This window comes from Carboxylicivirga sp. (assembly GCF_982718395.1).
In genome coordinates, this window is record NZ_CEXQWX010000002.1 from 88,297 (window position 1) to 100,565 (window position 12,269).

At 37.1% G+C, this 12,269-nt stretch carries 13 protein-coding genes; 12 read left to right on the top strand and 1 reads right to left on the bottom strand.

What is annotated here, in order from left to right; translation table 11 throughout:
• Positions 1 to 96 precede the first annotated feature (96 nt).
• From AC4MRQ_RS00845 to AC4MRQ_RS00875, 7 genes are all read left to right on the top strand, one after another.
• Positions 97 to 1,218: a collagen-like triple helix repeat-containing protein gene (locus tag AC4MRQ_RS00845; RefSeq protein WP_491195735.1), complete on the top strand. Its 1,122-nt coding sequence runs from the start codon at positions 97 to 99 to the stop codon at positions 1,216 to 1,218.
• Between the two features lie 69 nt (positions 1,219 to 1,287).
• Complete coding sequence (locus AC4MRQ_RS00850; RefSeq protein ID WP_491195736.1) at positions 1,288 to 1,668, top strand: hypothetical protein; 381 nt, start codon at positions 1,288 to 1,290, stop codon at positions 1,666 to 1,668.
• Between the two features lie 11 nt (positions 1,669 to 1,679).
• Entirely contained in the window at positions 1,680 to 2,558 is an 879-nt protein-coding gene (locus AC4MRQ_RS00855) for a DUF5777 family beta-barrel protein (RefSeq protein WP_491195737.1), read from the top strand.
• A gap of 25 nt (positions 2,559 to 2,583) precedes the next feature.
• Positions 2,584 to 2,997: a c-type cytochrome gene (locus tag AC4MRQ_RS00860; protein WP_491195738.1), complete on the top strand. Its 414-nt coding sequence runs from the start codon at positions 2,584 to 2,586 to the stop codon at positions 2,995 to 2,997.
• A gap of 90 nt (positions 2,998 to 3,087) precedes the next feature.
• Complete coding sequence (locus AC4MRQ_RS00865) at positions 3,088 to 4,035, top strand: hypothetical protein (RefSeq protein WP_491195739.1); 948 nt, start codon at positions 3,088 to 3,090, stop codon at positions 4,033 to 4,035.
• 1 nt (position 4,036) lies between these two features.
• On the top strand, positions 4,037 to 4,654 hold the full coding sequence (locus AC4MRQ_RS00870; protein WP_491195740.1) for a cytochrome b/b6 domain-containing protein: 618 nt from the start codon (positions 4,037 to 4,039) through the stop codon (positions 4,652 to 4,654).
• A 1-nt stretch (position 4,655) separates the two neighbouring features.
• A complete protein-coding gene (locus tag AC4MRQ_RS00875) occupies positions 4,656 to 5,507 on the top strand; it encodes a hypothetical protein (RefSeq protein WP_491195741.1) in 852 nt (283 codons plus the stop codon).
• A gap of 78 nt (positions 5,508 to 5,585) precedes the next feature.
• On the opposite strand, the gene AC4MRQ_RS00880 is transcribed toward AC4MRQ_RS00875, so the two are convergent.
• A complete protein-coding gene (locus AC4MRQ_RS00880) occupies positions 5,586 to 6,839 on the bottom strand; it encodes an aminotransferase class I/II-fold pyridoxal phosphate-dependent enzyme (RefSeq protein ID WP_491195742.1) in 1,254 nt (417 codons plus the stop codon).
• 362 nt (positions 6,840 to 7,201) lie between these two features.
• On the opposite strand from AC4MRQ_RS00880, the gene AC4MRQ_RS00885 reads away from it, so the two are divergent.
• The 5 genes from AC4MRQ_RS00885 (at position 7,202) to recN (ending at position 12,268) form a co-directional block, all read left to right on the top strand.
• Entirely contained in the window at positions 7,202 to 8,035 is an 834-nt protein-coding gene (locus AC4MRQ_RS00885) for an outer membrane protein assembly factor BamD (protein WP_491195743.1), read from the top strand.
• Positions 8,036 to 8,045: 10 nt separating this feature from the next.
• On the top strand, positions 8,046 to 8,384 hold the full coding sequence (locus AC4MRQ_RS00890) for a DNA-directed RNA polymerase subunit omega (RefSeq protein ID WP_491195744.1): 339 nt from the start codon (positions 8,046 to 8,048) through the stop codon (positions 8,382 to 8,384).
• Positions 8,385 to 8,493: 109 nt separating this feature from the next.
• A complete protein-coding gene (gene coaBC, locus AC4MRQ_RS00895; protein ID WP_491195745.1) occupies positions 8,494 to 9,702 on the top strand; it encodes a bifunctional phosphopantothenoylcysteine decarboxylase/phosphopantothenate--cysteine ligase CoaBC in 1,209 nt (402 codons plus the stop codon).
• Between the two features lie 12 nt (positions 9,703 to 9,714).
• Complete coding sequence (gene porD, locus AC4MRQ_RS00900) at positions 9,715 to 10,611, top strand: type IX secretion system protein PorD (protein WP_491195746.1); 897 nt, start codon at positions 9,715 to 9,717, stop codon at positions 10,609 to 10,611.
• A 1-nt stretch (position 10,612) separates the two neighbouring features.
• A complete protein-coding gene (recN, locus tag AC4MRQ_RS00905; protein WP_491195747.1) occupies positions 10,613 to 12,268 on the top strand; it encodes a DNA repair protein RecN in 1,656 nt (551 codons plus the stop codon).
• Position 12,269: the final 1 nt, after the last annotated feature.

Sequence of the window (12,269 nt, forward strand, 5' to 3'; positions counted from 1 at the left end):
TGTATAATTTACATTGTGTGATTCTTGATTGGAATGTTTAAAATTGTTAAAAGAATTTTATTAAGAAAAAATCATAGTTCATTAAGTCCATTCGTTATGAAAAAATTAAAACAAATTATTTGGTTACTAGTCGTGGCTATGGCAGTAGTTTTTGCCAGCTGTACAAAGGAAGGTCCACAAGGCCCTCCGGGATCTGATGGTTCAGATGGTTTAGATGGCACAAATGGTATTGATGGTACTACTGGTTGTATCCAGTGCCATACAGATGCAGATAATGATACATTAAAGCTTTTTACAGCTCAATTTGAGCATTCAACACACTTTATTGGCGGAGCGGAGCATGTAGGATATGCTAATTATGCAGGAGGTTCATGTTCGATGTGTCACTCACATAATGGTTTTCAGGAAGCTATTAAAGATGATTCTAATTATGGTGGATTGCATCCAGAAGCCACCGCAATGTCTTGCCATACATGTCACCAGATTCATACAAGTTATACACGTGAAGATTATGCTTTTTATTATACAAATGAAGTAGATCTTTATCTTAATGAAAATGAGAATAATGTATTTGCTGAATTATCTGTTGACGCAGGAGAATCAAGTAATACATGTGTGAAATGCCATCAGCCACGTCACAGGGGAGATAGCCAACCAGATCCTTCACAAGATGGAACAATTGAGATATCAGCAGGTGCCGCCGCTCACTGGGGACCTCACTATGGTGCGCAAGGTGCAATTTTTGGTGGAGTTGGTGGGTATATTGGCACAACTGATCCGACAGTTCCATCAGAAATAAGTGGACCACATAGTTGTAAAAATTGTCACATGTCGTCATTTGGTGAGGATTATAGCAATCCGATGACAGGGAACTATGGCGAATATGTAGGTGGACACTCCTTTAAGATAGCTGATTTGGATGGTGAACCTGTGTTTTCACACTGCAATGAGTGTCATACAGATAGAGGCAAAAATATAGATTTACCAGGTATAATGGCAGCAAATAAAATATTATTGGAAGACTTGCATACTGATTTGATTGATGCAGGTATAGCTGATGCAGAAGGTCACCTAATTGGTGGAACATGGACTCACCAGCAATTAGCAGCATACTGGAATTTTGCACTTGTTAAGAATGATCATAGTTATGGAATCCATAATTGGGAATATACTCAGAAATTGATTAATGCTGCCAGAACTTATTTAGGTACTAATTAATAAAATCACTTGAATGGCTATATAGAGCATAGCCATTCAGTTTTTTGTTTAACTCACTAAATAGGTCATATGAAAGCAATTCAATTAATATTAGCTTCTGTAATACTGTTGGCAGTATTTGCAACGAGCTGCGACTATAAATACATAACACCAGATACAGGAGATCCGATTGATCCGGAGGAACCAATTAGTTTCTCGGCTGAAGTTGAGCCTATCTGGACTACACAAAATTGTACAAATTGTCACAATGGGAGCGGATTATTTAGCCTGAAGCAAGGTGAAGCTTACCAATCACTGATGAATAACAATTTACTGGATTTAGATAATTCAGAAAATAGTAAGATAGTGACGGTGCCCGGATCATCAGGTTTACACTCAAGCTATACCTATGTTGGAAATCAGAAATTAATAATTACAACCTGGATCGATCAGGGAGCAGAGAATAACTAAAAACGATTGTAATGAAAAAACTTATATATCTTATTGTTTTAGTTCTGTTTTCTGGTCACTTTGCATTGGCCCAGGAAGAAGAACAAGCAGAAAAGAAAGTTGATAAACCGGTAAGATCTCCGTGGGAATCCGGAACCTTGGTTAACCACCAAACAAGCGTTACACAATATAAAAACACGTTAGAGATGGTGATTAGTCACCGCTTTGGACCTGTTGAAAACGGAATTAGTGATGTTTTTGGTATCATGGCTCCCGGTGCAAACATTCGTATTGGATTTAACTATTCAATTTTGGATAACCTGGTGGTAGGCTACGGTACAAATAGTCAGAAGAAATATCAGGACTTTCAGGCAAAATATACCCCATTTCAACAAACACGTGAGAATACGATTCCAGTCAGTTTAACTTTATATGGTAATGCTGCAATTGATGGACGGGCAGATGAGGACTTTGGAGTGAATTATGAATTTTCGGATAGAATGTCTTACTTTTCAGAGATAATCGTAGGACGAAAAGTAAACGATTGGTTATCTGTTCAGGCAAGCGCTAATTTTACTCACTACAACGCAGTGGATAGCTTACTGGATAACGATAAAATTGGTCTGGGGTTTGGAGGCCGTATTAAATTTAGTCCACAATCATCATTGACACTTGAGTTAGGAGTACCGTTAAAAATTGAAGGTATTTCTCAACATACATCTTTCACTAATCACCCAAAACCGCATTTTTCAATTGGTTATGAGGTGTCAACCAGTACGCATGCATTCCAAATATTTATAACAAATGGTATGGGAATATTGCCTCAAGAGTTATATATGCATAACTTAAGTGAGTTTGATAGTGAAAGTATCCGATTTGGATTTAATATTACGCGATTGTGGAATTTCTAGATTATAATTCGTAAAAACTGATATTATGAGAAAGGTTAAAATGTCTGTATTAATAAGCTGTACATTGGTGATGTTAAGCTTTGTGTTGATGTCTTTTGTTCATGAAAAGAAGCCTTGGGACATACCGGCTAAATACCAAAGTATGAAAAACCCTCAGGCAGCTGATGATGCTGAAATGATCAAGGTTGGGAAAATGAATTACTCCCGTCATTGTAAATCATGTCACGGCAATATGGGGAAAGGTGATGGCCCAAAAGCAAGAAGTATAGATGCAGATTTGGGTGATTTTACATCAGCAGAATTTCAGGCACAAAAGGATGGTGTAATATACTATCAGTCTTTTATTGGGCGCGATGAAATGCCAAATTTCGAAAAGAAAATTCCTGATGATGAGGATCGTTGGGCAATAGTGACGTACATCCGTACACTTAAAAAGTAAAGAAATCGCCATTATTTATAAAACTGCCCGCACAAAAGGTTAAAACTTTTTGCTGGCAGTTTTTTGTTTTATTCTATAGTGTTTAATACAATGGTTATAAAAAGACTAATACTAAAAATCGGCATTGTTATTTGCTTTATTGCACTTAATGTGTTGTTAAAAGCACAGGATGTTGCTGACAACAGTCAATGTTTAAAATGCCACGGTCAGGTTTTTTACGAATATCATAACGAGTGGACCGATCAAGTTGATCGAAAGCCGCTCAACCCTTTTCACCATATTGACAGTGTGAAACTACATACTTCAGTGCATAAAATGTTTGCATGTATTGATTGCCATTCAATGGAGTATGAAACATTTCCTCATAGCGGAGAGTTGCGTCTCGAAGAGAAGTATAAATGTATGGACTGTCATGGTGGAGATGAAACTTTCGCAAAATTCAACTTTGAAGGAATTGAAGAGTCCTTTATGGAAAGCGTCCATTACAAGGCTTCTGATGAGCGATTTAATTGCTGGATGTGCCACAATCCGCATGGATATGAGTTGGCTCTTCGTGAAGATAAACCAATTGTAGAGGTGGTCAGCATCAGCAATAATATGTGCTTAAGCTGCCATGATAATAAGTTTAAATATGGATTGACATCTGACGAAGAGCCAAAAAATATGGCAGAAGTACATGCGTGGTTGCCTAAGCAAGGTCGTCATTTTGATAAAGTCAGGTGTATTGATTGTCATACAAAAGTTCAGGCGGATATTTTAGTTGCTCATAATATTCTTCCGAAAGAAGAGGCGCTTAAAAACTGTGTTGAATGCCATAGTGCAAATTCAGTTTTAATGGAGTCTTTATACGCACACCGTGCTAGAGAAAATCGTGCGGAATCAGGTTTCGTAAATGCTGTAATTTTAAATGAAGGCTATATTATTGGTGCCAATAGAAATCGAACATTAAACTATGTTAGTATTGGTTTATTTGGACTGATTGTTTTAGGCTTATTAGTTCACTTGACCTTGCGTCTTACTCTGATTAAAAAGAAATAAAATGAGTGGTAAATTATATTTGTACCCGATTTGGGTCAGGATCTGGCATGCATTAAATGCTGTGTTTTTTCTCGTATTGTTAATATCCGGTCTTAGTATGCAATATTCAAATCCGGATGTTCCTTTATTGCCATTTAATTTGGCAGTAACAAGTCATAACATAGCTGGAGTAGGATTGATAGTACTTTATCTTTGCTTTCTGTTTATTTTTAGTTTTTCTTCCAATAGAAAGCACTACAAAATAGAATTCAAAGGCTTACTTCAACGCCTGATTATTCAGATGAAGTTTTATACTTTTGGAGTATTTAAAGGTGAAAAGCCTCCATTTCCGACATTAGAAGAAGCTAAGTTTAATCCTTTGCAGCAGGTAACCTATGTGGTAGTTCTGTTTATTTTGCTTCCTGTTTTAATTATAACTGGTTTGCCATTGATGTTTCCCGAGGTTATTATTGATAACTTTTTTGGAATAGGAGGAACTTTGTTAACTGCTTTGGTGCATGCAAGTGCCGGTTTCCTGGCTAGTATATTTTTAATAATTCATTTATATTTTGCTACAATGGGAGCGTCTTTCTTCTCTAATTATAAGAGCATTGTTAACGGTTATCACGAAACTCATTAATATGGATGTAGTATCGAAACAGAGAAGATTTTCGAATGGGGTTCTTATTTCCTTAGGAATATTGTTGATTGGTTACTTATTAAATCCAATTATCGGAACTATTGGATTAGTGAGACTTGTGTGGCCTCAGAATTTGTATTTTCTATTAATACTATCAACTCTTGGCCTTTGCATTGGAATTATTTCCGATTCAGGTTTTATAAAAAGGATTACCGATGGTTCATTTGTAACGGCTGCTGGCAGTGTTTTGTTTGTTTTGGCATTGCACATTTTTATATGGCCAGAGAGAGCAGCAGGTGTTATTCCTATAAGCTTGTTCGAGACACCAGCTTTATTTTTATCTGTGTTTTTGTCAATTGTTGTCGGTGCCTATATTGGTAAGAGTTTGGCTGAGTTTAAGAAGGATTGGTCTGGCGTTTTAGTAGTTGTAGCATTGCTTTTGTTCTGTTATTCGACAGTGATGGCTCAACGTGATTACTATAAGCTTTCTATGCGAATAGGTGAAGATCGAGCCTTGTTTGAAGCTGAGGATGATTCAGGTAAATATTACAGGTTGCCTTTTGCTGTCAAGCTGTTGGCTAATAATGAAAATCCAAATATTCAAAATGAAATAGGAATTGAAGCCAAAGTGCGTTTTTTCAATACAGTTAGTGATTATAAAGACGTATTACTGAATGATTGTAACAATTACCGATTGAAAGGATGGGTGATATCTAAAAAAAATGAATCGGGCAGAAATGCAGATCAATTAAAGCTGGCAGATTTAAGTTTAGTTTTTGATCGTTGGATTGAATTAAAATATATAAGCTTAGGTTTACTGATTGTCAGTTTATTATTGAGATTTAAATATTAGTGTTGAGTTTATTTATAATCCAAAAGAAAAGGGTAACCATAACTTGGCTACCCTTTTTATATGTTCATTTAAAAACGATTAAATAACACTTGCGATTTTATCGCTCTTGTATTTACCGTCTTTTAATTTTTCTTGTACTTCGCGGAATGCTTTAATCGTATAGTCTACATCTTCCATAGTGTGAACTGCAGTAGGAATAATACGAAGCATAATCTGATCTTTTGGAATTACCGGATAAACTACAATCGAACAGAAGATATTGTAGTTTTCGCGCAAGTCCATAGTTAACTGAGTTGCTTCAGCCACATTTCCTTCTAAGAAAACAGGAGTTACCGGAGACTCAGTTTTACCAAGGTTAAAGCCTGCATCTTTAAGTCCAGTTTGTAATCTTTCAACAACTTTCCAAAGGTTGGCTTTGTGCTCAGGCTCGTCACGTAACATCTCAAGACGCTTAAGAGCTCCCATTACCATTGGCATTGGTAACGACTTAGCAAAAATCTGAGAACGCATATTATAACGAAGGTAGTTAACTACTTCCTCAGTGCCAGCAACAAAACCACCAATACCTGCCATTGACTTGGCAAAAGTGTTGAATACCACATCAATTTGGTCAACTACACCATAGTGCTCAGCAACACCGGCACCAGTTTTACCCATTGTACCAAAACCGTGTGCATCATCAACTAAAATGCGGAAATTATACTTTTCTTTAAGCTTAACAATATCTTTTAAGTTACCAAGGTCACCTGCCATCCCAAATACACCTTCGGTAATTACTAAGATACCACCACCGGTTTCTTTCACACGCTTGGTAGCAAACTGAAGCATTTTCTCGCATTTGTCCATTTCGTTATGAGCAAATACGAAGCTTTTACCACCTTTTGCTTTGTGTAGGAAGATACCGTCCATGATGCAGGCATGCGATTCAGAATCGTATACAATAACATCGTTGCGGCTAACTAGAGTATCAATGATAGATACCATTCCCTGATAACCGAAGTTAAGAAGGTAAGCATCTTCTTTACCAACAAATTCAGCAAGTTTAGATTCTAATTCTTCGTGTTTGCTTGTCTGACCTGACATCATACGAGCACCCATAGGATAAGCCATACCGTAATCTATTGCTGCATCAGCATCTGCTTTACGTACTGCAGGATGATTAGCTAATCCAAGGTAATTGTTTAAACTCCATGTAAGTACTTCTTTTCCACGGAATTTCATTTTTGGGCTGATTTCGCCTTCCAGCTTTGGGAACATGAAGTAACCGTGTGCTTCCTTACCATACTGACCCAAAGGGCCCATATGTTCTTTTATTTTATCGAAAATATCCACTATACTGAGCTTTTAAAATTTTCGCTGCAAATGTAATGTTTTATCTTATCTTTTTGAAAGAAACCTTATTAAAAAAGGATTGAGTCCCGTTTTCTTAATGAAAATGGGTGTTTTAGCTGGTTATCGGGTATATGTGGTAATTGTTTTTTACGTGATATTTCCTTTGTCATTATATGCGCGATTGACATGTTTTTTGTTGAAAAAAAACGGACGTTAATAGATGCAATTATTTGTGCATGTTGAATATATCAAATTGGGGCTTGTGAGGTTTGATACGAAAGATTATCTTTGCATGATGTAAAAACAGTCTTCAAGTAGGGCTGTTTTTAATTAATGTAACATTTACAGTTAAGATCAAATATATGAAGTTGAAGCACTTATTGTTTGTAACGACCTTATTAGCTATCGTAGGCACTGGTTGTAGTAAGTATCAAAAACTACTTAAAAGCCAGGACTATGAATTATGGTATACGGAAGCAATGAGCTACTATGAAAAGGAAGATTACACGCGTGCAGCAACTTTATTAGGGCAGTTAGTTAATATATACCGTGGTACAGATAAAGCAGAGGAAATCAACTACGTTTATGCAAACTGCTTATATGGACTCAATGACTTTTTAACATCAGGACATTATTACCGCGAGTATGTCAAGAACTTTCCGGCTGGAGATTATGCGGAAGAATGCCAGTATATGAGTGCATATTGTTACTACATGCGTTCGCCGAAACCTCGATTGGATCAAACCACAACTGAAGAGGCAATTCAGGAATTTCAGCTGTTTATTAATATGTACCCCAATAGTGCTCGTGTTGAGGAGTCGACACGTCTGATGGATGAATTGCGTGATAAGTTGGTTTACAAATCTTACTTAAATGCGAAACTTTATTATAATTTGGGCGACTATTTAGGTAATAATTATATGTCAGCTGTTATCGCTGCTCAAAATAGCTTGAGAGACTTTCCTGATACCAAATATCGCGAAGAACTGTCATTCCTGATTTTGGAATCTAAGTACATTCAGGCTGTTAATAGTATTGAGGAAAAGAAGGAAGAGCGTGTTAGAGATACTATGGATGAATATTATTCGTTCATTAATGAGTTTCCGGAAGGAAAATTTCGCAAAAAGGCAGATCGTATTTTTGAAGATACAGACAATATGCTGAAAATATATAACAACGAAATTGCAGTAAATTAAAAGTTATCATATGTCAATCGACTACAAAAAAACAAACGCACCGGTTTCAACCATTACCTGGGACAAAAACGAATTGTCTGAACCAACCGGTAATATCTACGAATCAATCGTGGTTATGGGTAAGAGAGCTAATCAGATTAGTTCAGAGATGAAGGAGGAGCTGAATAAAAAGCTGCAGGAGTTTGCCTCTTACACTGATAATTTAGAAGAGGTTTTTGAAAATCGTGAGCAGATTGAAATTTCACGATTTTATGAGCGTTTACCTAAGCCTGTGTGTATTGCTACACAGGAGTTTGTTGAAGGGAATGTGTATCATCGCAATCCTGATAAAGAAGAGAAACAAGACTAATATTATTAGTTTGGTACATACTGATTAGCTTATAAAGCTTTCAGTTGTTAAAATATAAAAGGTAAAGGAGGATGGTGTATTCTCTTTTATCTTTTTTTATTTTTGAACTATGCTTAAAGGAAAAAAGTTTATTCTTGGAATCTCAGGTGGGATAGCAGCCTATAAATGTGCACAGCTGACAAGGTTGCTGGTTAAAGAAGGAGCAGAGGTGCAGGTGATCATGACCAAACTGGCTAAGCAGTTTATCACACCTTTGACAATGGCTACCTTATCAAAACGTCCCATTTTAGTTGAATTTTTTAATCCTGAAAATGGAGAGTGGAATAGCCATGTAGATAGTGGCTTGTGGGCTGATGCAATGATTGTTGCACCTGCTACTGCAAATACGATGGGTAAAATGGCAAACGGAGTGGCCGATAATTTATTGATCACAACTTACCTTTCAGCACGATGTCCAGTGTTTGTGGCCCCGACCATGGATCTGGATATGTATCAACATCCTTCTACGCAGCGTAACATGGATACTTTACGATCTTATGGCAATCATTTGATCGAACCCAATGCAGGAGAATTGGCAAGTGGATTGGTTGGTAAGGGGAGAATGGCTGAACCTGAAGAGATTGTTGCCAGTTTAAAAGAGTTTTTCTCTGAAAATAATAACGATCTGGCAGGGATAAAGGTACTGGTATCTGCTGGCCCTACTCATGAAAAAATTGATCCAGTTAGATTTATTGGTAATTATTCCTCAGGTAAGATGGGGTATGCTATCGCTGAGGAGTTGGCCGACAGAGGTGCTGAAGTAACATTGGTGAGTGGTCCTACTCAATTGGATGTGAATCATAATGGAATTAACCGGATTAACGTTGTGAGTGCACAGGAAATGTACAAAGAATGTATTTCTTGTTTTCCGATGATGGATGCTGCTATAATGACTGCTGCAGTTGCTGATTATCGACCATCTTTAAAAGCGAATGAAAAAATAAAAAGGACTGAGGACAATCTTTCAATTGAGTTGGAAGCAAATGAAGATATTGCTGCTTCCTTAGGAACACAAAAGAGTGAAAAACAAGTTTTAGTTGGTTTTGCTCTGGAAACTGAAAATGCTATTGAAAACGCTCAAAAAAAACTCAGCAAAAAGAACCTTGACTTTGTTGTTTTAAATAGCCTGAAAGACGAAGGAGCAGGGTTTAATACGGATACCAATAAGATTACCATTTTGGATAATCAAAATAAAATCAACGAATTTGCGTTAAAGTCTAAAGCTGAAGTAGCCAAAGATGTTGTTGATGAATTGGTTGCTAAACTTTCAAATCTGTAACGAATAAATGCTATGAGATATCTGATCATTACAATCTTTATACTTCTGGGCTGGCATAGTAGTGCTCAGGAATTTCAATGTGCTGTTCAGGTAGTAAGTCCGCAGGTGCAGGGATCGAATAAAAAGGTATTCGAAACCCTTCAAACGGCCATTATGGAGTTTATGAATAACCAGAAATGGACAGATGATAAGTTTGCACCAGAGGAACGTATTGATTGCAATATCATGATTAATGTTGCAGAAGTTCTTTCCATAGATGAATTTAAGGGATCAATTCAGATACAGGCGCGACGTCCGGTTTATAATTCAAGTTATTACACCGTGCTGTTTAATCATCAGGATCAGGATTTTCAGTTTAAATACGTAGAGTTTGAGCCTTTGGTGTACAACCCGAATAACTTTGATTCAAATCTGGTAGCTGTTTTAGCTTATTATGCGAATGTTATTTTAGGGCTGGATTATGATTCTTATAAAAACAATGGAGGAACAGCTTATTTTCAGGAAGCAGAACAAATTGTGAACAGGGCACAAACTGCCAGAGAAGGTGGCTGGAAGTCGTTTGAGAATCAGAGAAATCGTTACTGGTTAATTGAAAATATATTGAATGAACACCATCGTCCTTTGCGTCAATGCATGTATCAATATCATCGTAAGGGTTTAGATCGGATGAGCGATAAAGTTGAAGAAGGGCGTGCTGAAATTACAAAGGCATTGGAGTTGACTCGCAAGGTACACCGTCAACGTCCGAGTTCATTTTTTACGCAAGTATTCTTTACGGCTAAGTCAGATGAGCTAGTGAAGATATTTGAAGAATCCTTTTCCATGGAAAAAGGACGGGTTGTTGAGCTTTTACAGGAAGTAGATCCGGCCAACAATAAGAAATACGAAAAGATATTATCATCTAAATAATATGCTTAAGTCATTATCTATCTCAAATTATGCCTTAATTGATAAGGTAGAAGTCGCTTTTGATAGCGGTTTATCTGTAATCACAGGTGAAACAGGAGCTGGTAAATCGGTGTTGCTTGGTGCACTATCTCTCATATTAGGACAGCGAAGCGATACGGGCGCATTGCTTAATAAAGAGCAAAAGTGTATTGTAGAAGGGGAGTTTTACATTGGTAATTACGGCTTGGTAAACTTTTTTGAAGAGAGTGATGTAGATTATGACGATGTAACCATTATTCGCCGTGAATTGCTACCTTCCGGTAAATCAAGAGCCTTTGTGAATGATACGCCGGTTAATCTTAGCTTTTTAAAGAGTATAAGTGCGCAACTGATTGATGTGCATTCTCAACATCAAAACTTATTGCTCGATGACAATGGTTTTCATATGATGGTGATCGATACGATGGCCAAAAATAAATCAACATTAGAAGAGTACGAAAGCAAATATCAGACTTATAAATCCCTGCAGAAGGAGATTGATGAGATGATTGCCAATAATGCAAAACAGAAAGCAGATTTGGATTATATGCAATTTCAGTTCGAACAATTAAATAATGCTAACCTGAAAGAAGGAGAGCAGACTGAACTGGAGCAATCATTAGAGCAATTATCACATGCCGAGGAAATTAAAACCAACCTGGTAGATGTGGTAAATAACCTGAGTCAGGAACCTTCGCCGGTTTTGGATTTGTTGACAGACTCAGTTAATAAATTGGAACGGATTTCGAGTTATTTACCAGATGGGGGTGAGCTAATCACACGAATCGAATCAGCTCGGATTGATTTGAAAGATTTGGCTGATGATATTGAAACACGAGCTGAAGATCTGGATTATAACCCTGAGTTAATACTACAGGTACAGGATCGACTAAATCAGATATACGACTTACAGCAAAAGCATCGCCTTGACACCGTTGAAGCATTGATTGTTTTAAAAGAAGACCTGCAAGGCAAAATAGATAAAGTCAATTTCTTCGATGAAGAACTGAATATCAAAAAAACAGAGTTGGAAAAACTGAAAAAGCAGTTGGAACAAATCTGTCGTAAAATTACCAAATCAAGGAAAGATGTCTTTAAGCCGGTTAAGGCCAGTATAGAAGATAACTTGAAGAATTTAGGAATTCCGCATGCCAACTTTGTCATTGAACATCGGCTTAGCGAAGAGTTTACCAAAAGTGGCAAGGATGAAATTGAGTTTCTATTTGCCGGAAATAAAGGAGGCCAGCCTGCACCGATTAATAAAGTGGCATCTGGTGGAGAAATATCCCGCGTGATGTTATCCATCAAATCACTTCTTTCATCATCAAAAGGGTTACCAACTATTATATTTGATGAAATTGATACGGGAGTATCGGGCGAAGTAGCCGATCAGATGGGACGCATTATGGAACAAATGGGCACATCAATGCAAGTAATCAGTATAACACATTTACCCCAGATAACAGTTAAAGGAGATCATCATTTTAAGGTATTTAAAACGGATGAAGCAGACAAAACTATCTCAAATATTAGAAAACTGACTCATGAAGACAGAGTTGTAGAGGTTGCTAAAATGTTGAGTGGCTCAACATTATCGGATGCAGCCATTGAGAATGCACGTGCCTTATTGAATAACTAAT